The organism is Amycolatopsis sp. CA-211722 (assembly GCF_056828465.1).
The window spans coordinates 7,550,559-7,575,976 of record NZ_CP184752.1 but is presented as its reverse complement, the minus strand read 5'-3'; the positions used below and the strand labels follow the sequence as shown (position 1 = coordinate 7,575,976).

The following is a 25,418-nucleotide window of genomic DNA, read 5'->3' as shown; positions in this document are numbered from 1 at the left end:
TGGGTGACCACTGCGCTGATCGCGGTCCTCGTCCTCCACTGACAATTACGTTCCCACCACCTCCGCTCCAGCGTCGGTGACAACCTCCTCCCGACCGCTACGTTCGCCCCGCCGCCCTAGGTACGCGCGACCGGCTTCGAGGACGGAACGACGGTCGGGCCGGGCGAGTGTGAGGTCACCGCGGCCGGCTTGTGGTGATGATGCCGTCGGTGTCGATGGATTGCTGGTATGCCAGGTGGGAGATCCCGACGGGCTCGTCGGGGTCTTCTCTTTTGAAGGTTTTTTCTTTGCTGGTGAAGTCGTAGTGGTCGCTGTAGTCGACGAGGATGGCTCCGTGGGGGTTGGTGGTGGGGTCGAAGGCGTTGTCGAGGGCGATGTAGGCGTTGGCGCCGATGGTGGTGTGTTTCGTGGGGTTGTTCTTGTCGGGGAGGGTGAATTCGATGCCGAGGAATATGGTGTTGACGCGGGTTTGGTCGATGCCACCGGTGGGGAGGGTGGCGGAGTTGGCGAAGGCGGTCGAGTTGCCCGCGCCTTCGGCGGTGATCTGCTCGGGGTCGGCTCCGCGTCCGGCGTTCATGTCGTAGGCGGGGTAGTGGGGGTGACTTTGTTTCCAGCGTTTTTCGAGGTCGTGGCGTCCGGCTATCTGGCTGGGGACGACGTAGGCCTTGCCGAGGTGGGCGCCGGCGTAGATGCCGAGGACGCGGCCGTTGCGGAGGGCTGGTTGCCGGTCGTCGGGGACGGTGCCTGGTGGGTGGGTGAGGTAGAGGCCGAGTCGGCCGACGATGCCTTGTTCGTGGGCGGCGACGTGTTCGGGCAGCACCTGACCGACGTAGACGGGTCGGTCGGGATCGGTCGGGCCCAGGGCTGCTTCGGTGATCGTGCCGGGGGTGGGGTTGGTGGAGGTGCGGACGATGCGGCGGATCTCGGCGGTGATGTTCTCTTCCAGGGTGCGGAAGATCCGGGTGAACGTGGCGGCGTCGGTGCGGGCGAGTTTGTGGTCGTCGGGGTCCGCGGCGATCCTTTTGAGGTTGTTCTTCCCGTTGACGATTTTCGCGGTGATCTTGTCGGCGTTGGCGCGGATCACCGGGTGGATGTCGCCGTCGGGTCCGGCGAAGCGGGGAGCGACTTTGTAGAGGGGGTCGGCGGGATCGCGCCAGTAGAACATGTCGTCCATGCCGTGGATGGGGCGCAGGCCGTAGTGGAAGGCGCGGGAGACGTAGGTGTCGGCCGGTCCTTCGGGGGCGGCGAGCTCGGTACGTCGTCGTCCTTGGTCTTCCCACACGGTCCTGATCTCGCGTTGGGTCACGATCCGGCCGGACAGTTCTTCGGCCTGGGCGGGGGAAATCGACCAGCCGGACATTTTCGCGATCCAGTCCCCGGGGTAGTGCGGGGCCCGGGCGGTGGCCCAGTCTCGGACCAGGCTCTGGGTGGTGATCGAGGTCGGTAGTCCCGCGCTGTCGCGGGTCAGGTCCAGGCCGGGCAGGCGGGCCGTCCGCAAATGTTCCAGCAGCGCCCACAGCGAAGGGTGGCTCCGGTTCTTCTCCGGGTCGAACCCGACGACGAATTCCCGGATGTCGGCGGGGATCACGAACTCCGGCCCGCTCGTACCGGGCAGGGTCTTGCGCCGCTTCGACGGCCGAATCTGCAGCTGGGACACCGCCTCATGCGTGGAGGTGGCCGCTGGTTCAGCGCCGGGGCGGGCAGCGGTCCGCCACCGGTAGACCGTTGTTGGTGTGACAAGGCCTCCGGAGTGTTCGGCTGCTTCCGCGGCCTTCAGCCGCCGATCGCCGGTGGCGGTGGCGAGGACCCAGTTTTTGACCAGGGCGTGGCCTCGGGGTGGAAGTTCGTTGTTTCTGTTGGGGGTGAGGTCTGTTGTGGTGGCGTGGTTGTTGGTGAGGAGGAATTGTTTGAGTGTTTCGGTGGTGCCGGGGGTGCGTCGCCAGGCGCTGGTGGTGGTGAGGGTGTCGGAGTCGGGCAGTTCTGTTCCGCCCGCGGCAAGAAGTGCTTTTTGGCGCCATCGGAGCACTGATGCCGGCGAGACGAGGCCTCCGGAGTGTTCGGCCGTATCGGTGCTGCTCAGGTTCTCGGCGCCGGTGGTGATCGCCCAGTTTTTGACCAGGGCTTGGCCTCGGGGTGGAAGTTCGCCTCTTGCGTCGGGGGTGAGGCCTGTTTCGGTGGCGTGGTTGTTGGTGAGGAGGAATTGTTTGAATGTTTCGGTGGTGCCGGGGGGCCGTCGCCAGGCGCCTGTGATGGTGAGGGTGTCCGCGTCGGGCAGTACTTCCTCGCCCGCTTCCAGCAGTTCTTTCCGGCGCCATCGGAACACCGTTGCCGGCGTGACGAGGCCTCCGGAGTGTTCGGCGGTATCGGGAGCGCTCAGGTTTTCGGCGCCGGTGGTGATCGCCCAGTTTTTGACCAGGGCTTGGCCTCGGGGTGGAAGTTCGCCGGTTTTGTTGGGGGTGAGGTCTGTTGTGGTGGCGTGGTTGTTGGTGAGGAGGAATTGTTTGAGTGTTTCGGTGGTGCCGGGGGTGCGTCGCCAGGCTCCGGTGGTGGTGAGGGTGTCCGCGTCAGGTCTTGCCGCCTCGCCTCTTTCCAGCAGTTCTTTCCGGCGCCATCGGAACACTGTTGCCGGCGAGACGAGACCACCGGACTGTTCGGCTGTGTCGGTGCCGCTCAGGTATTCGGCGCCGGTGGCGATCGCCCAGTTTTTGACCAGGGCTTGGCCTCGGGGTGGAAGTTCGCCTCTTGCGTCGGGGGTGAGGTCTGTTGTGGTGGCGTGGTTGTTGGTGAGGAGGAAGTCTTTGAGTGTTTCGGTGGTGCCGGGGGTGCGTCGCCAGGCTCCGGTGGTGGTGAGGGTGTCCGCGTCAGGTCTTGCCGCCTCGCCTCTTTCCAGCAGTTCTTTCCGGCGCCATCGGAACACTGTTGCCGGCGTGACGAGGCCTCCGGACTGTTCGGCGGTATCGGGAGCGCTCAGGTTTTCGGCGCCGGTGGTGATCGCCCAGTTTTTGACCAGGGCTTGGCCTCGGGGTGGAAGTTTGCCGGTTTTGTTGGGGGTGAGGTCTGTTGTGGTGGCGTGGTTGTTGTCGAGGAGGAATTGTTTGAATGTTTCGGTGGTGCCGGGGGTGCGTCGCCAGGCGCCGGTGGTGGTGAGGGTGGCTTGGCTGGGGGTGTCGGATGGTGCGAGGTGGAGGGTGTTGTCCAGGCCGGGGTCGGTGGTGGTGATGGTTCCGTCGGGGGTGATGTAGAGGGGGGTTTCGGTGTGGGGGACGGTGAGTTGGAGGCCGAGGTTGGTGTGGATGAGGTTCGCGAGGTCGTCGCGGTGGGTGGGTGTGAGGTTGCAGGCGAGGAGGGTGATTGTTGTGTGGTCGCCCCAGTTCGTGAGTGCCGGTGGGAGCTGGTGGAGGGTGTGGATGAGTTGGTCGGGTCGGTGGGGGATGGCGTGTGGGTGTGCGGGGAGTGTGAAGACGCCTTGTCGGTGTTGGGTGATGAGCCGGAAGATGCCGGGTTCGGGGTGGGGGAAGGCGTTGAGAACGTTGGTGGCGTAGGTGGCGGGGATGAAGGCGATGCCGCCGTTGCCGGGTAGGGGGATGGCGGTGACGGTGAGGCCGTCGTGGGTGGGGAGGGGGATGGTGTGGGTGCCGGGTAGTGGCTGGTGGGTGGGGAGGGTGTAGACGGTGTGGGCGATGTCGCGGAGGGCGTCTTGGGTGCCGGTGATGTGGTTGCGGCGCATGTGCCGGACGAGGCGGGTGATGGCTTTGTTGGGGTCGAGGGGGAACAGTGTGTGGTGGTTTTTCAGCACGAGCGATCCGGTGCGGCGCAGGATGGCGGTGTGGTCAGCGGGTCGGTGGGTGGAGAGTGTGGTGTGGCGGTCACCGTTGGCGTCGGCCTCGGCCAGGATCCGGGCGATCAGCGGTGTCAGGCCGCCGTTGGTGTCACGGATGCCTTCCTGGGTCAAAAGGGTGACCAGTTGTTGGATGGTGGCGGTTTTGTGTTCCCACGCAGCGGCGTAGGCGAGTGAGCCGATCCAGCTGTGATCGCCTTCGTTGGCCGTATCCAGGAACCGGCCCTGGTATGTGCCGGTCGGTCTCAGGGTGGGGAGCCCGAGCTGCCGAGCGGCCTCGGCGAGCGCGAGGTCGTCCTGCAGCGCCTGTTGACGCTCGCTCACCAGTTCGTGCAAGACGATGTAGTCTCCGTGCACGTTCACCTCATGCAGTGAGTTGATCACCTGGTGCCGTGAGGGTGAAGGGGTGTTCGTGAGGATTCGGTCGATCAGGGCGATGATCCTGTCGCGGTGGCCCGGTTTGGCGGCCTTCAGGTAGACGTGGCGGCGGCCGTCGTTCGTGGCCGCTTCCATCACGGCCCTCGCCGCGCCCACCAGCTGGTTGTAGCCGGTGGCGAAACCGGCCGCTGCCGCGCTGGAGGCGATCGCGGTCGGGCTCTTCGTGTGGTCGGCGATGACTTGCCGGTACAGCCAGGCGGTGAGGTCGTCGGTGTGGCTGTCTTTTCTGGAGTTGCGGAGTCCCCGGTAGGTGGGCAGCCACAGCTCGCCGCTGTCCAGGAGGCGTGCTCGTTCCGTGGTTATGTGCTCGCTCATCTCTGTGAACGAGGGTTTGTTCTTGCCGCTGGGGTTGGGCCACCTGGCGGTCAGGTAGCTGATGTTGAGGTCGCCGAAGTCGAGCAGGAGTTGCTTGGCCGTCGAGGCGAGTGCCTCCTCGGCCGGTGAGATGTCCGGGCCGTAGCCGGTGGGTTCGGTTTCGGCGCCGAGGGCCCGTGCCGCGGAAGGGAGATCGTCGAGGTCGAGCGGGGCGAGGGAATAGTCCTGGGTGAGTTCTTCGGCGGGGGTCTCGAGGATGGTTTGGGCGATGGTTTCGAGGTCGTGCTGGGGGCCGGTGATGTGCCGGGTCCGCATGTGTGTGACCAGGACCGTGACCGGGGCCGGGCCGGTGGAGGCGTAGAGGGCGGGGGTGACGTTGACGATCGCGGCGGTCCGGGCGTGGATGGCGGCGTGCTGCCCCTGGTCGGTGGCGTCGAGGAGGGGCAGCCGGTCACCCTGGCGGGTGGCTTCGCCGATGACCGTGGTGACGATCTCGCGGAGAACGCCGGGATCTCCGGTGATCCCTTCATCCCGCAGCAGGCGGGTCAGCTCGTCGGCCGTGGCGCTCTTGTGTTCCCACGCCGCGGCGTAAGCGAGTTTCTCGATCCAACCACGATCCGCCGCCTTGGCCACGTCCAGGAACCGGCCCAGAAACGCGCCGCTCGGCCGCAAAGCGGGCAGCCGGAGTTCTCGCGCGGCAGCGGCCAGCGCGGGATCGTCCTTCAACGCCTGTTCCCGCTCGGTTATCAGCGCGCGTAGCAGGTTGTTGCTTCCGTGCACGTTCAAGTCGTTCAGTGAGGCGAGTGTCTGGGCTTTACTGCGGCGGTCGGTATTCGCGAGAATCCGGTCGAGCAGAGCGATGATCCTGACGCGGTGCTCAGGCTTACCGAGCGTCAAGTTCGCATGGCGGCGGCCGTCGAGCGCCGCTGCTTCCATCGCTGCCCTCACCGCGTCCCGAAGCTGTTTGGCGCCGGTGGTGAAACCGGCCTCCACCGCACTCCTGGCTATCGCGGTGGGACTGCTCGTCTGATCGGCGGCGACCTTTCGGTACAGCCACGCCGTGAGATCATTCAACTCGTCTTTGTCGTAACTTTCGTAACCGCGTCGCCCGCGATAGAGCGGACTCCACAGTGTGCCGGAATCGGCCTGCCTTTTCCGTTCTTGTTCGAAGTGTAGGGTGATCTGTTTTCCGAAAGTTCTGTACGGGAAGACCTCGTAAGGAATCGAGGTGACGAGATGTGAGGTGGCGAGGGCACCGTACCGCTGGAGAACGTCGGCGGTGGTCTCGGCGAGCCTCACCGTGGTCTGCGGGTCTTGGGGATCGGCCACCGTCGTGCCGTCGTGGCGGCGTTTCGGAGCGCCGTCGAGAGTGTTCGGAATTCTGGGGACGAACGCCATGCCACCGTTGCCCGGTAGCGGAACGGTTCGCGCCGGCTCGGTCGGGAAGGGAGCGGAGACGACGTGCTCTCCGAGGTAGGTTTCGACCATGGCACGCATGGCTTGCCGAGAGCCGGTGATCCGGTGCGTCCGCATCGCCTGGACCAATGCCGTCACCCGGCGCGGGCCGTCGAGCTGGTCGAAGCCAGGGATCTTCCCCATGATCCAGCTGAGGCGGTCGTGGATGAAGATCTCATGGGGGGACAGGTCCGCCGATAAGCGAGCCATCCGATCGCCGTGATGGATCGTCTCGGCGATCGCTTCGGCGGCGAATCTCGCGAGAGCTTCTCGTGAACCACTGACTCCGTTCCGGATCAACCGTTCGACGAGTTCCTCGGAGCTTTCGGTTTTGTGCGCCCATGCCGCGGCGTAGGCCACCATCCCGATGGTGGCGAGGTGTGCCGGATCGCCGGTGTCGAGCTTCCTGCCCCGGAACGTCCATACCGGATGGGGGGCCAAGATCTCGCGCGCGCGGGCCAGTGCGCCGGGATCGGGCGTGGTGCTCGGCAGCTGTAACTTTCGGTTGACGACCTGCTCGCGGATTTCTCGCTCACGTCCGGAAAGGTTGTACTCGAACGAACGCAGCACCTGCGAATCCGTGTCGAGTCCTGGTTCGGTGAGAAGCAGCGCGTCGATCAGTTCGTCGACTCTGGGGTCTATGGCGTGGTTGGCCACGTGGAGAAAGGGGTGGCGGCGCCGATCCTTTTCGGCGGCGGCGATGGCCAGCTCGGCTTCCCGACGCCGTGTCCATGTCGGGGCGAAACCGGCGTGCTCGGTCATCCGGGCGATCTCCAGCGGGCCGAGCCGCGGATGGTCGATCACCAGTTGCCAAAGCACGGCATCGAGGTGACCCTCGTCGGAGTTTTCAGTGATACCCCTATAAGTGGGAAACCACAGTGAGCCCTCGTCCTTGGCCCGCTGTACCGCCTTCATGATCGCGTGGGTGCGCTTGGCCGACGAAATGCCTTCAGCTTCTAGGTAGTCGGCAAGGGTGCCGACGCTGAGGGCACCGTGCACGGCGACGACCTCCCGGGCCAGTTCGTCGACCCTCTGTTCACGCAACGTCGCGGACTCAAAGCCGTAAAGGCGCCGAATGGGCTCGAAGGGCGGCTCACCACGCTGGGCCGTTGCCTTGTCCCGCAAATCGCGGGCCAGATCCTCCATGGCTTGATGAGGACCCGTGATATGCCTCATGCGCAGGTGGGTAACGAGGTCGTACAGGCGGTCGGGGTCGCGCAGGGCCGGTTCGGAGTGCAGGATGCCGAAGACGCGGCTCCGGATGGCGTCCTCGTCGGCGATGTCGGTGATCGACAGGGTCTCAAGCCGATCACCGTTACGAGCGGCCTCGGTGGTCGCGTCGGTGACCAGCCGCGTCAGTGTCTCGCGTGAACCGGTGACGCCTTCCCTGGCAAGCCGGTGGACCAGGTTCCCGACGTCCGCGGTTTTGTCCGCGCAAGCCGCGGCGTAGGCCAGCCTGGCGATCGCCTCCACGTCGGTGAGTACGTCGATGTCCAGCGCCCGCCCCGCGAACGTTCCGCCGGAGCGCAGGACCGGCAAAGCGGCCGGTGTGCCGGGAGCGGTTCGCCCGTCCTTGATCGCGCGGTTCAGGTTCTTCTCTTGTCCGGCGACGTTGTACGAGCGCAAGCGTCTCTGGATTTCCGCGTCGCCGGCTTCGGGGGCCGCGGCGTGGAGGCCGGCGATCAGCGTATCGATCGCGGGACGGTGTTCGGGCCGAGCGAGCGAAAGCATCGGATGCCGCCGTCGTTCGCGCACGGCGGCAACCATGGCTTGGGTCACCGCCAAGTGCAGCTGGTCGCTGTCGGCGAAGCCGGCATCCTCGGCGCGGCGCACGATTTCGGTTGCGGTCGATCGCGGGTGGTCGACGACCAGAAGCCACAAGAAGGCTGTCAGCTCGGTGGGCTCGGCAGGTGAGAAACCTCGCCGATGGCGATACTCACGTGCTTCATGGCCCCGGTGAACAGGATGCCAAGCCAGCCCTTCGTTCTTGACGTGCTCCACCGCGCGGGTGATCACGGCGTCCAGCCCGGTCACCCGTGAGCCGCCCTCCAGCGTCAGCCGGTTCATCAAAACGGTGCGACGGCCGCGAAGCCCCTCTTCTACGACGATTCTCCTGGCGAGGTCCTCGACGGCCTTGAGCTCGACGGGGTCGGATAAGGCGAGCCGAACCCCGCGAAGCGTGAGAGGAAGCAAGGACCGCCCGGGTAGGAACTGGGGTTCGGAAGGGAGATCGGGGATGCCTTGGATGTCGGCCGCGAAGCGTCTCAAGTCCTCCTGTGAACCGTTGACATGCCGGATTCGGAGATGCTTCACGAACTCGCCCAGTCGTGCCGGCTCCCGCAATCCCGGCGTGCCGAACACGATACCCAGAGCGCGGTCCACCAGTTCGGCTTGCTGGGCGGGATCGGCCACGGACAACGGCCCGAGCCGGTCACCGTTGCGGGTCGCTTCTTCCGCCACGGGGTTGACCAGTGTCAGCAGTTTCTCGCGCGGGCCGGTGACACCGCGCGAAGACAGCAGGTCGGTCAAGGCTTCGGCGTCGGCGGTCTTGTCCGACCATGCCGCCGCATATGCGATCTTCGCTATCACCCGGCGGTCCGAATCGACCTCGACGTCCCATGACCGCCCCAGGAACGCCGGAATCCGGTCGTCGGCCCCCAGTCCGAGCCCGAGGCGGTCATCCTCGACGATCTTGGCCGCTTGCCGGGCATAGGCGTGCAATTCCGTGCGGGAGTTGGTGAATCCTGCCTTCTGCGCGGTCATCGCCAGGTCCGGGCCACTGGCGTTGGGGCTGGAGGACACCTGCCAGAACAACCACGTCGTCAGTTCGTCGGGCCGCTCGGGATCGAACACGCCCCTCCGGGATGCTCCGCGGTAAACGGGAGTCCACAAGTCACCGGATGCCTCGAGTTCCTGTTTCGCCTGCCCGGTCAGCGTCCGATAGTCGTCGCGCTTGAGTCCTTCGACGCCCTCTTGCCTGGTGAGCGGTGCCAACCCGTCGACGCTGACATTGCCGAAATCGTGGAAAAGAGCCTTCGCCGTGTCGATGACCTTCTTCTTGGTAGCGGCATCGGCTACGCCTGATCTCGTGCGCGCGTCGCCGGTTTCGTCGATCTTGCGCTTACGGCCCAGATGGAGGGTCTCGCCGGGCAGGGTGCCGTCGCCGACGGTATGGATCCTGCCATCGGGGGCGATGTGGATGGGCATACCCGGCCTGGCGGCGGTGATGGTGACGTGGCCGAGAACAGCGAAGGCGGGGTCGAGGAGAAGCCGGTTGAGGTGGGTGACGTGACGGGTGTCCAGTTCGCAGGCCCAGAGCCGGAGCTCCCTGACCGTGCTCCAGGTGACCAAGTGGGCGGGCAGATGTGCCAGGCCGGCGAGGAACCGATCCGGTGTACTGGGAACGACACCGGATCGGTATCCCGGCAGGAAGTAATAGTCGTTCCGTTGCGTGGCGAAAAGGTCGAAAACCCCTTCCTGCGCGGGGACACGGGCATTGAGGATGTGGCGGCTGTAGGACTCGGTCACGAATCCGGCGCCGTGTCGGCGGGGGATGACACGGACCTCGTGCCCGCCGAAGTCGACCGGGACCCCCAGTTCGGTGCCGGTGGCGGTGTGGGGCGTGGGGCGGGCGAGCAGGGCGCGGACGGTGTCCGCGTCCTGGCGCAGGTGGTTTGGCGAGCCGGTGATGTTTCGTTGGCGCATCAGCCGGACGAGGTCCGGGGTGGTCAATCCACGGTGGTCCGGTTGGGCCGTCGCGATTTCAAGGGTACGGCGGCGGATGGCCTCGCGATGGGTGGGCAGGTCGGCTGACAACCGTTGGAGCCGGTCACCGTGGTGGTCGGCGAGCTTGATGGCGGCGGCGACGATCCCGTCGAGGGCTTCCGGCTCGGCTATGACTCCGTTGTCTTCCAGCCGGCGGGCGAGTTCGGATGGGGTATCGGTCTTGTGGGCCCAGACCACGGCGTAGGCGAGTTTTTCGATCGTGACATGGTCTTCGGGCACGTCGATGCGCAGAGTTCTGCCGTAGAACGTCCCCTTCCGGTTGAGTGTCAAGGTGTTCGCGGCATCGCGCCTCCGCGTTTCGTCAGGCGGATGCTCCGCCAGCGCCGCCTGCCGGTCGCGTACCGCTTTGCGGACTCTTTCTCGTGTTCCCCGCAAGTTGTGCTCGTAGAGCCGCAGAACGGTGGCCTCGACGCCGAGTTCGGGCTCGGTGAGAAGCACGGCATCGATGAGCGCGTGCACCTGCGGCTTGTGCTCGTCGGTCGCGATGTGCAGCAACGGATGGCGGCGCTGATCCGATACCGCCGCGGCGACGGCTTCGCGCGCCAGCGCGGGCATGTCCCGAGTGCGGGCGAGACCGGCTTGCTCGGCCAGCTGGAGGATATCGGACGCGGTGGCACGCGGGCGATCGACGGCCAGCTGCCACAACATCGCCTGGCGATGACCTTCATCGTCCAGCTTGGTGACCCCGCGATAGGTGGGACTCCACAACCACCCTTCGTCGGCGGCCTGCTGTTTCGCGGTGCTCGCCGCGGCATAAGTCCCCGTCCGTTCCGCATTTGTGCGCGTCAGGCGAACGCGTAGGGTCTCACTGTCGAGAGCGCCGTGTTGTTCGACGAGTCTCCGAGCGGATTCGATGAGGGCGGGCTGGTCCGCTGGATTCGTGAAACTCGGCTTGTACGCGCGGACTACAGGCGCGAAGTGCGGAACGGTACCGGGGGCTGACAGGTTGTCGAAGGGGGTGCTCAGAAGGCCTCGTCCGAGGTTTTCCAGCGCGGTGTGCGGACCCGAAATATGCCGCATCCGCAGGTGGGCCACCAGCTCGGCCACATCACCACGCGCATGCAGCTCCGGAGCCGAGCGCAGGACACCGACCGCGCGGGCCAGCACCAGTTCCCGGTCGGCTTCATCGGTGATGGACAGGGTCTCCAGACGGTCTCCGTTCGCGGTCGCTGCGGCAGCCGCGTCCTCGATCAGCGATCGGAGGTCGCTCTCCGCGGCAGGGGCGGCCCGGGTGATGACCCCGGCGTGGTCCAGCACCTGGCGCAGCCGATCGCTTGTGGCGGATTTGTACATGGTCGCCGCGGCATAGGCCAACGCCCGGATCGAGGAGTGATCAGCGAGTGCGTTCGCGTCCAACACGCGGCCCGCGAATCTCCGTTCCAGCGACAACTCCGGTACTCCGGGCGTCGTGACGGCATTCGCCGACAGATCACTTTCTCTCCTGGCGTAGGCGATTTCCTTGTCTAACTCCGACCTTCCACCTCGAATGTTGTAATCACGCAGAGTCTTTCTGAATGACAGGAAGGACTCGGCCGGCTCTGCAGGATCACGGTGGGCGACGAGCGCGGAGATCAGCGTTCGAATTCCGTCGCGATGCGCCGGGTCCGTGATCGTGAGATCGGGGTACCTGCGTCCGTCGCGCACAGCGGCGGCCAGTGCCAGCTCCACGGCCACACGGAGTTCCTCGTTGTCGGTGAAACCGGCTCGGTAGGCCCGGTGTGCCAGTTCCGACGAGGATTCGGTGGGGTGGGTTATGGCCTGCAGCCAGAGGAAGGCGGTCAGCCTGGTCGGTTCTTCCGGGGTGAAGCCCTCCAGATGGCCGTAGGCGCGTCCTTCGCGACCTGCGTGAATCGGGTGCCACAGCCAGCCTTCTGTCCGCGCCTGCTCGAGCGCCCGGCCCAGCACCTCCCAACGGAACGTTTCTTTTTTGACTCCTTTGTTCACCAAGGTCGTAGCCAAGGTGGATCTGTCCGTGTTCCCCAACGCGGACACCACCTTCAACGCCAGTTCGTCGATGGCAGCGCGATCGTCCCGCTCGGCCACGTCGAGCACTTTTTCGCGGAGGGTCAGGGGTTCAAGAGAAGTCCTTTGACGCGCTTGGACGTCGGCCGGTGCGGTGATGCCTTCTTGTCGCACTCGGGCGGCGAATTCCTCGACCGCTCGCTGTGGCCCGGTGATGTGCCGGATCCGGAGATGCTTGACCAGTTCGGACAGCCGTTCCGGTTCACGAAGGCGCGGAGTGCCGGAAACGATGCCCAAGGCTCGGTCCATCGCCTCGGGCACCTGCGCGGGATCAGTGATGCACAGCTCTACCAGCCGATCGCCGGCGCGGTCCGCGTTGCCCACCACGCCTCGCGCCAGCGTCTCCAGCTCCGCCGCCGACCCGGTCACCACGGCCTCGGTGAGCAGCCGTGCGGCCAGCTCCTCCGCGGTCGCGGTCTTGTCCGACCAGGCCATGGCGTGGATGATCTTCTTGATCAGATCCCGGTCCGAGGCCACCCCCGCCTCCAGCAACCGGCCGAGTGCCGCCGCCCCATGGGACGGGTCCTCCGGGCGATGACGGCGGCCGTCCTGCTCAGCGGCACCGATCGCCTCACTGGCGAAAGCGGGCATCTCGGCATAGGAGGTGAAGCCGGCCAGCACCGCCTCATGCGCCAGCTCCTGAGCGGAAACGTCGGGGCGGCTGGCCGCCTGCCACCACAGCCAGACGGTCAGCTCGTCGGGCTCGGCCAGGTCGAATCTCCCGGACCGGGAGGCGCCCGCGTAGTGCGGAGTCCACAGTTGTCCGCTCGCACTGAGTCTCTCGCGAGCGGCGGAAACCGCTGCTTTGACGCTCCTCGCTTCCACCTTCGGGGGGAGTGATTCGCGGTGTACGAGTCGGCTCAGGTGTTGCGCATCGAGGCTGCCGTGTCGATGGAGTGCTTCGGTGGCGGCGATGGCGAGTTGCCGTTGGGTTTCGGGGTCGAGCGCGCCGAGGGGAGTGCCGCGTTTGCGTTTGGGGCCGAGGTGCAGGACGGGCTCGTCGGATTCGGGGGAAGTGTCGATGGTGCGGACGTCGCCGTTCGCATGGACGGTTAGGGGTGTGCCGACGTGGGGGAACGTGAGGGTGGTGGTGCCGAGGGAGGCGTGGAGAAGGGGGGAGAGGTGAGTGTGGTCGGTGGGGGTGAGATAGCAGGACAACAGCTCGATGGTGGTGTCGCGGTTCCAGGTGGCCAGGTGCGGCGGGAGACCGGCGAGTGCGGTGACGAGGTGGTGGCGCGGCGCGGAGGTGGCGAGGTCGTCGTGGCCGGGCAGGATGAAGGTGTCGTCGTCGCCGCTTTCGACGACGACTCGGTAGACGCCGGGAGTGGGCTCCGGGAAGGCCGCACGCACGTTGCCGGTGTGGAGATCGGAGACGAAAGCTACTCCACCTCGGCCCGGGAGCGCGACGGTCCGCAACGGCCGGGGTGCGTCCTGGCCGGCGCTGGTGTGGGCGGCTTCGGGAAGGCTCGGCGGTGCGGAGCCGGCGAGGAAGGCGGCTGTCGCAGGAGAATGCCCTGCCGTGGTGTGCTCCGCGGCCTGGGACAGGGCGGGCAGACCGGTGCTGCCGGGCTTGACCGTTCCGGAATCCGCGGCGGCCACCGCCGCTGGTGAGACAGGCTCCACCGTCGCCGGTAGGCCGGTGGGTGCCGAGGTCATGGCCGATGACGGCATCGTGACTGTGGTGATTTCGGGTCGACTTGGCTGACCGGGGGTGACGGCGGGCGGAAGTGCCGCTGTGCTCGTGGACCTGCCCGAACCGGGCACACCGGCCGCCGATGCCGATTCCGCGCGCCCCGTGGCAGCGAAGGGCGGTGTCGCAGGGACCGAAGCAGACGTCGCCGAATCCACAGTTGCCGAGCCGGGTGCTGTCGGCGTCGTGGTGTAGAGAGTGCCGAGGGCATGAGAGCCGGTGGTGTAGGCGGGTGTCTTGTCCGCGCGGAAGTCTGTGGCTTCCATGGTGGTGTAGGGCGGTGGGGGTCCGGTCTTTTCCGGGGCGCCTGTGGTTTCGGTGGTGAACTTTTCAGGACCGGCAGGCTTTCCCGTGTCCGGATCTGCCTTGGTGTCCGGCTCGTCCTTGGCAGGGATGGAGAAATCGGGCAGGACCGGCGGGTGAACGGAGTCGAGCGTGCCGCCGCTGGATCCGCCGCGGCGGCCGCCGCCGTAGCGGGACAAGGCGCCGAGCGCGCCGAGCGCGGGATTGCCGGCGGGGGCGCCGAGGGCGAGGTTGATCAAGGGCGCGGTGGCGATGACGGTGATCATCTGGCCGGCGGCGTAGACGAGGTCGCCGAGGGCGGAGAGGGGGCCGTCGACGGCGGTGGTGACCTGGCCGATGGTGACGCCGTCGGCGAAGAGGCCGCCGGGCTCGCGGGAAGCGAGTCCGTCACGCAGGTCGAACGCGATCTTGCGGATCCCTCCGGCGGCGGAATGGAACACCCCTGCGAACGCTCCGCCCAGCGCGCCCCCGACCAGCGACGAGGCCAGTGATCGGGTGTCCCAGCCGTCACGGTCACCTTCGGCGATTTGGCGGGCTTGGACGCCAAAGTCGGTGCCGCCCATCAACGCGGCACCGAAGGCGGCGAACCCGCCGGTCTTGAGCGCGAGGTCTTTCGCGGCCTTGAGCAAAGCCGCTTTGGTGGCCTGGGACAGGCCGCCGGTGATCGAAAGCTGCCCGAGCCGGGTGACCAATGCCTTCCAGATCGCGGTCAGCGCCACCCGCGCGGCGGCGATCACGACGCCGGTGAACAGGGCGCCGATCAGGGTGGCCAGCAGGTGCAGGACCGACGCCAGGGTGAACGCGGCGAACACCACGAACATCACCTTGGTCTTGTACACATCCGCGGCCGCGTTCTGGGCCATGCGCCCGAGCTCGCCCGAGGACTCCCGCAACCCCGCCACGCCGTCGGAGATCGTGGTGCTCAGGAAGCGGGCGAAGAACTCTCCGGTGGCACCCTCCAAGACCTCCGGCACCGCGGTCCCGGCGGCCCGGCTCGCGGCCTCGAACACCCCGGCCGCGTCCTCGAACGCCTCCCACGCCTTCCACAAGGCGACCAGACCCTGATCGTCACTCTCCGGCCACGAGAGCCCCAGCGTGAACTCCAGGAATCGCCGGACATCGGCAGGAATGTGTACACCACCACTCACCGCGGCGACACCCCTCCTGAAACGGCCGACGAACCATGCGGTGGCAAGCTTGCGAGGCATCCAGGGCGGCTACCGGAGGGTAACGCCCTTTCGGCGGTAACTGGAGGGAATCACCTCACCGGCCGCGGCCGCACGGGGTCAGTCGATGGTGATCCCGGGGGACAGCAGCTGTTTGCGCCCGGACACCTTGAGCTTGCGGTAGACGCTGGAGAGGTGGAATTCGACCGTTCGCACGGCCACTCCGGCCCTCGCCGCGATTTCCTTGTTGCTGAGGCCGGCCCGGGCCATTCCGGCGATGCGATGTTCCTGCGGGCTGAGCGCCTCGCGTGCGGGCGTGTCACTCACCTTGCGTAGTTCGAGGCCGATTTCGTCGGTCGTCCGCCGGTCGCCGATCTGCCGGGACAGCTCCGCCGCACGCGAAAGCTGGCCTGCCGCACGGGCGACCTCCCCGGCCGCCATCAGGGCCCGCCCGAACTCCAGGCGGACCGCGACGAGCTCGACACGAGCGCCCGCGACCTCGAGCAGTTGGATCGCGTCGGAGAGCAACGCGAGCGAATCGCCTCGGTCGGCGACCATCGCCTTCACATACAGCGCGTAGCCGAGACCGGCGGGTGCGCCGTAATGCTTCGCCGTTCGATGTTCGTCGTCGGCCAAAGAGCTCGCCAAGTCCGGGCGACCGCAGCCGACGGCGGCGAAAGCGGCCATGGCGCGCCAGTGCAGCACGGCGGGGAAGGCCCTGTGCTCGAACGCGGGCACATTCCCGCAGGCGAGGAAATCGGACAGCGCGCCTTGGCCGCGTCCTTCGGCTAGCCGGACGGTGCCGCGTGCGGCGAGCAACAGCGGGTGGTGGACGGTCGAGCGGCCGATTAGGCCGTCGAGGTCGTTTTTCCTGGCCGACTCCTTGGCCTTCTCCACTTCGCCCGCCCGGACCAAGGTTTCGAGCTGCCAGGCCAGCGCGACATGGCGGATACTGCGCGGAATTCCCGGGCCCACGAGGTTTTCGAGAGCGTTCCGGGCGCCGTCGAGGTCGCCCGCCAGCCGGGCGATCTGGGCTCGGAGCAGCGGCCACATCAGATCCGTGGCCGGGCCCGTGGGATGAGTGGTCCGGGCGAGGCGAGCGCAATGCGCGTCGACCGCCGGAAGCGCGCGGGCGATGAGCAGCACCGACATGGCGCGCCATACGCAGCGGAGGTCGTCTCTGCACGGTGCCGTGGTGAGCGCGCGATCGGCCAGCCGGGTCGCCAAGGGCCGGTCGAGTCCCCGCATACCGACCGCCATGGCCTTGGCGGCGTGGCAATCGTGGTGCGCGGCCACTCTCGGCGTTTCCGGGGACTCCGCCTGCGCCGGAACCTCCACCGCGTGCGCCTGAACGAAATGCCGGTTCGTTTCGGTGCCGATCACAGAACGCGCTCCCATCGTGGACGAACACCATCGGCTAGCTTTGGACGCTTCCCGGCGCGGGTTTCGTCCAGGGAGACGAAATGACGCCGAGCTGAACGAGAGTGCCGAGCCAGTCGGTCCCGACCCAGTCACGGACGATGCGTCCGTCCTCGAATTCGAGGAAGTCGACGCCCCAGGTCGTGACGGTTCGGCCCGTGGGCGGACTGCCGCGGAGGCCGCCGGTGTCGGTTCCGGTGATGGTCCAGCGGACCGCGACCTGACCGGCGGAGGCGACCAGTTGGTCGATGGTGACCTTCAGGTCGGGGAAGGCCGCGTGGTAGCCGCGGATGGCGGCGAGCTTCGCGGCTCCGCCGGTGAGTCCGGGGGCGGCGGGGGAGGTGAAAAGAGGATGGAAGAGGTCGTCGGCGACGTCGTACCGCCGGTCGTTCCACAGGTCCGTGTACACGCGTCGGGCGACGGCTTCGAGTCCTGAGTCCGCGGCAGGGCGAGTCTCGGGAGCCGGTGTTCCGTGGATGCGCCGAGCGTGGCGTGCGTAGGCGCGCGGTGCGAGGCGGGGCATGAGCAGCCGGGCCGGTGCCGGTGCGCGGCCGAGCATGAGGGAGACGACCTCGGGATCGCCCTCGTACATGAGCATCCCGAAGGCGAGCGCCGCCCGGGTCTTGGGCAGGGCGCCGATACCGTCACGCTCCAGCTCCTGCCATTCGTCCACCTCCAGGTGCCGCGCGGCCAGCGGCAGGATCTGGTCCTCTTCGTCGTCCAGGTGCTCGTCCAGTGCCCGGGACAGGAGCCTGAGTGTGTCGGCGAGCCGGCCACGCGTTTCGGTGTCGGCGCGTGCCACCCAGGCGGTGACCTGTTCTGAGACGGCGGTGAGGAGTGTGTGCAGCTCCTCGTGCTGGTGTTCCATCGTCGTCACGAGGGCATTCAGCTGGTCGGGCACCCGATGGTGGAGCTTCGGCCAGAGCAGCCGGTCTTCTCCGGTGTGGTGGTGATCGAGGAGACGGATCAGGAATCTCAGGTGCTTCGCGACTCGCCGGACCTGGCGCCGGTCACCGGCGGCGACGCGCTCGACCGCGGCCGGGGCGAGCCGGAACTCCCGCCGGAACGCCTGATGGGCGACGAGCATGTCGCGCACGTCCACGGCTGTGTCCGGCGGGGGTGGCTGGTGCGGGGTTGGCATGTCATCTCCTTGCCGAGATGCGGTCCAGTAATCCGCTGGAATGCCACTGTATTGAATCAGGGTGTGCTGTACCATCGCAACCGTGACCAAGGGTGCGGCGGGCACGCCGCGGAGATATCGGTCCGCGCTTCGGGCCCGGCAGGTCGAGCAGACCCGGCAGGAAGTCCTCGACGCGGCGGTGGACCTGTTCGCCCGGAACGGGTGGGCCCGGACCACGGTGGGTGCCATCGCCACGGAGGCCGGGGTCGCCGTCGAGACGGTCTACAGCGGTTTCGGATCGAAGAAGGCCCTGCTGCGCGCCGCCATGGACGTCGCCATAGTGGGCGACGCGGAACCGGTTCCGCTCGTGGAGCGTGAGCCCTACCGCAAGTTGAGCGAGGAGCCGCCGGATCGCAGGTTGCAAGGTGCGATCGCGATCGCCGGGCAGATCTACTCCGGTCCCGTTTCCCGTCTCTGGAGAGCGTTGAACGAGGCTGCCGCGGGTGACCCCGAGGTGGCTGACTGGTGCAGCGAGCTCGAAGCGGGACGGCGGACGACCATGTCCGAGATGCTCGAACTGGTCTACGGGCGCCAAGCCGACGACCGCACGGTAGACATCGTGTGGGGCTTGGTCAGCATCGAGACCTATACGAAGTTCTGCGTCGAGCGTGGCTGGACGACCGAACAGTGGCAGGACTGGGCGGCCGAGGCCGTTCAGCTGTTCGCCGGCCGCCCGTGACCCAGGCCGCCGCCCGCTCCCGCGGTGCGAGGAGCAGAGGGTTCTTGAGGGGTAAGGCAAACATGTCGTGTCCCGAGCGCCACGCTGGGGACACTCACCGTCTCAAGCGTGGCGCTCGCGACGTCCAGCCTCGACGGTCCGGCGATGGAGGTTCCCAATGTCGCATCTGAGACACTCAGCGTCTCCAATGCGACATTGGGAACAAGAACCGGGAACAGGCAACCCGGCGGTGCCGCGAACGCCTCTTCCGCAACCGTGAAGGTTGCGAAAGAGGCTTTCACAACATCCAAGCAGGCACACCGGCAAGCGAACATGAGACCTTTGCCTTACTTCGCAATAACCCTCTTTATCACTCACGACCCCTTCGCAAAGCCACGCAAAGTGCCCAAACGAGCGTTTCATCTGGAACGAGTGTCCCTTGTGGATGGTCGAGGTCGCGACCGGCTCCCAGTGGTCCGGTTCGGTCCGTGCCGCGAAGGCCATGCTGAGCAGGAGACTCGATCACGACATATTTGCCTTGCCTCTCAATAGAACCGTCCTTATCACTCACGATCTCCACAGGATCAGCTACCGCGTGCCAATTAACGACTTTCGCTGTCCCGTCTTCACCGAGGCCCTGGAGCAGGCGCGAACATGGACGGCCTACCGAGCGCCGGCCCTCGGATCGTGAGGGTGAGGTGCCCGAGATCGGGATGGTTCTTCACGAGCTCGGCGAGTTCCTCGCGCAGCGGAGTGGTGGCGGAAGTCCAGATTTCGAGTTTGGTGAAGCTGTCCCAGTTGGTCAGTGTGAGGGCGAATGCGGCGGTGATGTCGAGAAGCCGCTGAGCGTCGGCCAGTGCGAGGGTGCCGTCAGAGCCGGGGACGAGGAAGGCGGCGTCCTCGCGAGGGGCGACGAGACGCAGGACCTCGGCTGCCGGCCGTGCCAAGGCACTGAGCACGGCGGGGGCGTCGGCGTCGGACACGAAAGCGACACCGTTGTTCAGTGGAACGAGCCTCACTGATTCGCCGGCGACGGGGAACGGGATCGAATACTTTCCGGGTACCGGGCGGTCTGTGCGGACTTGGAGAACGGTCTCGGCATGCTTGAGCAGGGCCTCCTCGGGGCCGAAGATGCCGTTCTCGGTCATGTGTCTCATCAGTGCGAAGAATCGGTGGGGATTGTCGGGGTTGTGCAACGACCGGGAGTCCTCGTACAGCTTTCCGGACGTGGCCAGCGTTCTCGTCAGCTGGAGCACGAGGTCGCTGGTGCGCCGGTAGATCGCCTCGAGATCGGCCTCGGCGGTGGCATCGAGCGCGGCCGGGAGGGAGCCGGGGCTCCCCGAACGCAGGACGAGGGGCCTGGACAGTGACGCGGGATCGGTGTCGAGGGCGGCTTCGGCGATCCCCCGCAGCGTGGTCTGCGGACCGGTGATGTGATGACGCCGCATCTGCGCCGCGAGCTTGTTCACCGGGTACGGCGTCGCGGAATGCCGCAGCTGGGGGAATTTCGCCAGGATGTCGGCGGTACGTTCCCGGATGGCGTGGTGGTGCGTGGACAACGCGGCGGTCAGCGGGACGAGCCGGTCGCCGTGGCGATCGGCGCTTTCGATGACGCGCGCGACGAGCCCGGCCAGCACGTCGTGTGACCCGGTGACACCGTTGGCCGCCAGCCGGACGAGGATCTTGTCGGCGCTTTCGGTTTTGTGCGCCCAGGCCGCGGCGTAGGCGAGTTTTTCGATCATCACACGATCGGTGGGATCACCGGCGTCGAGCTTCTCGTCCATGAACGTCGGATCGGGCGTGAGCGTCAAGCGTTTTCGCGCGGCCGCGATGTCGCCTTCCTCGGGTGGGACATTCGCCAGTGCACGCTGCCGATCGGCGACCGCCACACGAAAGAAATTCCTCGTACCTCGAAGGTTGAGGTCGTACAGGCGCAGAACGACGGCACCGGGATCGAGCCGGGTTTCGGCGATGAGGACAGCGTCGATCAATTCGTGAACCGAGCTGTCCTTCATCCGGTCGGCGATGTTGAGGATCGGATGGCGCCGTCCATGCCGCTCCGCGGCGGCGATGACCCGCTTGGCTTCGGTGACGAGGCCCAACCGGCCGCCGAGCCCAGCGTGGAACGCCAGGCGCACGATTTCGATCGCCGTCGCGTTCGGATGATCGACCACCAGCTGCCACAGCACGGCGGTGCGGTGTTCCGGGTCGGTCGATCCCGCGATCCCTTGGTAGGTGGGTTGCCAGAGCGAACCGTCGGCCTTGGCCAGAGTCACTTCGGCGGTGAGCGCCGGATGCGCCCAAGCGTCCGTGGTCACGCCCTTGAAGCTCAGATAGCGAACCAGCTGTTCCCGGTCGATCCTGCCGTGTTCAGTGAGAACTTCTTTCGCCAGGGAGGAAAGGCCTACGGGATCTCTGCCCCAGTTGTGATCGGGCTCGGGCGGCCGGCGGAGACGGGCGAACGGCGCCTCATCGAGTGACGTGAATTCCTGTGGTGTCCGCAGCGCGGTACCGGCGACTTCCTCCAGCCGGCGCTGAGGTCCGGTGATACGCCGGATACGCATGTGGGCGATCACTTCGTTCAACCGCGTAGGGGTGCGAAGGTGCGGTTCGGAACGCAGGATGTCGAGGGTGCGGGCATGGATGGCGTCGAGCGCTTCGCTGTCCGCGGCGGACAGGGTTTCGAGACGGTCGCCGTTCCGGGTGGCTTCGGCCATCGAATCGGCCACCAGCCGGGTGAGTGTCTCGGGTGATCCGGTGACACCTTCCCTCTCGACTCGGGCGACCAGTCGCCTGGTGTCCGCGCTTTTGTCCGCCCACGCCGCGGCGTAAGCCAGTTTCGCGATCGCAGGCTGGTCCGTGAGTACGTCGGCGTCCAGCACCCGGCCCGCGAACGTCCCGCTCTCTCGCAGAACAGGCGGTTCGGCCGCACCGGTCGTCTCCGTCGAGTCGAGCCGGGCCCGGACGGCATTCACCGCGTCCGACAGGGGGGTGTAACGGCCGACGACGTTGTGTGCGCGCAGGAGCTTGAGGATCGACCCGGTGGGAGGTGTCGATCCACCGCGCTGTGCATCGGTGAGCAGCGCGGCGATCAGCTCGTCGATGGCGGGGCGATGGGCCGGTTCCGTGATTTCCAGGATCGGATGGCGCCGCTGTTCGCGCACGGCGAGGTCGATCAACCGATCGATGTCCAGAAGTACCTGCTCGTGGCCTCTGAAGCCGGCCTGTTCGGCCTGTCGCGCGATCTCCCGCCGGGACTCTCGAGGGTGGTCGATCACCAGTATCCACAGCAGGGCCGTCAGTTCTGTCGGCTCTGTCGAGCCGGAGACCTGGTAGTCCCCGTCGTCGAGTGCTTCCCGGCCGCCGTAGGCGGGGTGCCATGACCGGCCCTCGGATTCGACTTGATCGACGGCGCGGCCGACCACCGCGGAAAGACCGGGCTTGTCGGCGATGTCTTGTCGAAGCCGGGCGAACAAGGTGGGCCTGCTGAGCCGGCCGTGTTCGATGACGACCGCCCGCGCCAGTTCGTCGATGGCCGATTGGTCGCGGGAGTCAGAGGGATCGAGTTTCGCCGCGGGGAAGTCGAGCGGAGCCACGGACACCCCGTCGACGACCACCGCGTCCGGTGGCAGACCCGCGACGGTCTGCTGGGTGAGGACGGCGAGTTCCTTCACGGCTTGGTTCGGTCCGCCGATGCGCCGCATGCGCAGGTGGTTGATCAGTTCGGCCAGCTGTCCCGGATCACGGAGACGTGGCGTGCCGAGGGCGATTCCCAGGGCCCGGTCCATCACCTCGGTCGCGTGCGCGTGGTCGGTGACGGAGAGCGGCGCGAGCCGGTCACCGTTGCGGTTCGCGGTGGCCATCACGCCTGAGACGAGTTCCCGCAGATCTGCCAGGGGGCCGTTCACGAACTCGTCGGTGATCAACCGTCCAGCCAGTTCCTCCGGAGTGGCGGTCTTGTCCGACCAGGCCGCGACGTAGATCAGCTTCTCGATCAAGGCCCGGTCCGAAGTCGTACCGATGTCCAGCGATCGGCCGAGGAAGGTCCGGGCCGGTCGCGGAAGCGGATCCGGCCGGACAGTGGGCGAGGGCGGTGCCGTCGTCCGGGCACGCAAGCGTGCGGCCACCAGCGCGCGGATCCTGTGCTGCTGTCCACTCACGTGGCGCCGCGTCAACGCCGCGGTCAGATAGGCCGGGTCGGCCCGTTGTTCCGGGGTATGGGTGGCATCGCCGAGGATCCGATCGAGCCGTGCCGCGATCGCCGGGCCGTCCTCCGCGCTGTCGATTTGCAACTCCGGGTCACGGCGACCGTCGTCCTCGGCGGCCTTGACCGCGGACATGGCGAACAAGGTGAAATCGGCGGGGTCGGTGACCGTGAATCCCGCCGCCTGCGCCGCCCGCGCCAGCTCGGTGACGGACAATTCGGGGCGCGCGACCGCCTGCCACCACAGCCAGACGGTCAGCTCGTCCGGCGCGTCGAGGTCGAACTTCCCGGGGTGGGACGCACCCACGAATCGGGGGCTCCAAAGCTCCCCGGTCTTTTTCAGCGTCGATTGCGCCTGGACGATCGCTTTCACGGCATCGGAGTGCCTGAGGTCCGTGAAACCCGCGGAGAGCAGATGCGAGGCCAGCACGTCGTCGCCGATGTTCCCATGCAGGCGAAGAATCTCCCCGGCGGCCTCGCGTGCTTCCCGGGTCCTCGGGTCCGTGCCGGCTCGTTCGCCCGCGGGGTCGGTCACGGTGGCCTTGCGTTTGGGACCGAGGTGGAGGGTTTCCGGGGGGTGGGGCTCGGGGGTGTTGACGGCGCCGCTGGGGGTGATGGTGACGGGCCGATCGAGGTGGGCGATGGTGAGGGGGGTGCCGAGGGCAGTGCGGATCGCGGGTGCGAGATGGCCGTGGTGAGCCTGAGTGAGGTCGCATGACCAGAGCTTGATGGTGGTGTCGCGGTTCCAGGTGGCCAGCTGCGGGGGAAGGCCGGCGAGGGTGGTGGCGAGCTGCTGATGTGGCCGCGGGGTGGCGTGATCCCGGTGGCCGGGGAGAAGAAAGGTGCCGTCGCCACCGCTCTCGACGATGACTCGGTAGACACCGGGTTCGGCGCGCGGGAAGGCGTTGAGGACGTTGGCGGTGTAGGTGTCATGAAGGAAGGCGACACCGCCGTTGTCGGGGAGCGGGATGGTGCGTAGCGGCCCCGCCGGGCCGATGCCGGCAGGTGCGGAGTCCTCGAGCCTGCCGATGGCGGGGGAAACCTGTGGTGAGTCGGACCCACCGAGGAAGGCTGATGGCCGGGCCACGGGAACCGCGGTTTCGACCGTGCCGGCGTGCGTGAGCGGGGCTGCCTCGGGCTGAGCGGTCATCACCGCGGCGGGCGTGTCCGGACCGGCGGTGGACGTCGCGGACACGGGTATCGGCGGCGCGGTTTCGCGTGCTTCAGGCGCGGCGGGATCGATCGCGCCGGTCACGGTGGTGGAAGGCGGGGGAGCCGGTGTGCGGTAAAGCGTGCCGAAAGTGTGCGAGCTGATGGCGTAGGCCGGTGCTCCCACCGCGTCCCAGGCGGTCTTTTCGTTGTGGAGGATGGTGAAATCGGGCGGCGTGGGTGGGTGAAAGGTGTCGAGACTGAGGCCGGCGAGGGCGGTGGTCGTGGTACGGCCGCCGCCGTAGCGGGAGAAGGCTCCGAGAGCGCCGAGGAAGGGATTGCCGTGAGGGTCGTGAAGCAGGTAGTTGATCGGGACGGCGGCGACGACGGCGGTGGCGAACTGTCCCAGGGCGTAGGCGAGGTCGCCGACCGCGGCCAGCGGTCCGGTGATCGCGGTGGTCACCTCGCGGGCGGTGACGCCGCTGCCTGAGGCACGCGGCAGCAGGGCGTCGAGGTGCCCGGGTTCGGCTTCCAGCCGGTCGCGCAGGGAGAACGCGGTCCGGCGGACACCACCGGCGGCTGCGTGGAAGATCCCCGCGAACGCGCCGCCCAGCGCGCCCCCGGCCAGCGACGAGGTCAAGGACCGGGTGTCCCAGCCCTCACGGTCACCATCGGCGATCTGCCTGGCCTGGACCCCGAAATCGGTGCCGCCCATCAACGCCGCCCCGAACACGGCGAACCCGCCGGTCTTGACCGTCAGATTCTTCGTGAACGTGAGCAAGGCCGTCCTCGTCGCCTGCGACAACCCGCCTCGCATCGACAACTGACTCAGCCGGGCGACCAGGGCGCGCCAGATGGCGGACAGCGCCACCCGGGCGGCCGCGATCACCACCCCGGTGAACAACGCCCCGACCACCGTGGCCAGCAGATGCAGGACCGCGGCGAGGGTGAACGCGGCGAACACCACGAACATCACCTTGGTCTTGTAGACATCCGCCGCCGCGTTCTGCGACATCTTCGCCAGCTGCCCGGCCGCGTCGCCCAGCCCCGCCACGCCATCGGCGATCGTCACCCGGAGAAAACGGGCGAAGAACTCTCCTGTCTCGCCTCTCAATTCCCGCGACACCCCGGCCCCCGAGGCCCGGGCGGCCGCCTCCAGCACGTCGGCGGCTGTCTCGAAGGCGTCCCACGCCTTCCACAACGCGACCAAACCCTGATCGTCGCTCTCCGGCCACGACAACCCCAGCGTGAATTCCAGGAAGCGCCGCAACTCCGGCGGAACGGCCACCCCACCCCCGCCCACCACGGACCCCTCCCCGTACCCGGTTGATCACCCAGCGGACACTTTCCGACACGGACGGCAATATTCTGCTTTCGTCGGGCTCCTGAGACCGGCCATGTGTCAGTCAGGCGGTCTGATCGGAGGGAATTACCTCACGGGCCGACCGTGAGCACCCTCGCGGTCCGGGACCACCGGCGGGGTCGTGAGTGGCAATGAGAGTTACTGAGTGGTAAGGCAAAGGTGGCGTATTCGTGTGCGGGTCAGTGGCTCTGCGTGACGCCGGACCTGGGCACCCCACTGTGTGGATTTTGGAGCGTTGGATGACCAGAAATCCACACAGTCCCGCGTGACCGGACCAATCGCGAAGGGGTGTGTGGAAACAGGGACGTTGAACGTCCCCGTTTCCACACACCCCTCACCCTGAGCGACACCCCGCGCCCTCGGCGGCCACCGGACACCTTTGTCTTACCCCTCAAGAGGATCCTCATTGCCACTCACGACCCCCTCCTCAAA

Annotated in this window: 5 protein-coding genes; 1 reads left to right on the top strand and 4 read right to left on the bottom strand. The window is 67.2% G+C overall.

Annotation, left to right across the window (positions count from 1 at the left end):
- Positions 1-175: 175 nt before the first annotated feature.
- The 3 genes from ACOCEP_RS34850 to ACOCEP_RS34840 form a co-directional block, all read right to left on the bottom strand.
- A complete protein-coding gene (locus ACOCEP_RS34850; RefSeq protein WP_482333698.1) occupies positions 176-15,055 on the bottom strand; it encodes a WXG100-like domain-containing protein in 14,880 nt (4,959 codons plus the stop codon).
- A 78-nt stretch (positions 15,056-15,133) separates the two neighbouring features.
- Positions 15,134-16,411, bottom strand: coding sequence for a helix-turn-helix transcriptional regulator (locus ACOCEP_RS34845; RefSeq protein WP_482333696.1), 1,278 nt, complete (start codon positions 16,409-16,411; stop codon positions 15,134-15,136).
- Positions 16,412-16,430: 19 nt separating this feature from the next.
- Complete coding sequence (locus tag ACOCEP_RS34840) at positions 16,431-17,573, bottom strand: ester cyclase (RefSeq protein WP_482333694.1); 1,143 nt, start codon at positions 17,571-17,573, stop codon at positions 16,431-16,433.
- A gap of 82 nt (positions 17,574-17,655) precedes the next feature.
- Here ACOCEP_RS34840 and ACOCEP_RS34835 point away from each other — a divergent pair, with 82 nt between their 5' ends.
- Positions 17,656-18,291: a TetR/AcrR family transcriptional regulator gene (locus ACOCEP_RS34835; protein WP_482333693.1), complete on the top strand. Its 636-nt coding sequence runs from the start codon at positions 17,656-17,658 to the stop codon at positions 18,289-18,291.
- 605 nt (positions 18,292-18,896) lie between these two features.
- On the opposite strand, the gene ACOCEP_RS34830 is transcribed toward ACOCEP_RS34835, so the two are convergent.
- A complete protein-coding gene (locus tag ACOCEP_RS34830; protein ID WP_482333691.1) occupies positions 18,897-24,929 on the bottom strand; it encodes a WXG100-like domain-containing protein in 6,033 nt (2,010 codons plus the stop codon).
- Positions 24,930-25,418 lie beyond the last annotated feature (489 nt).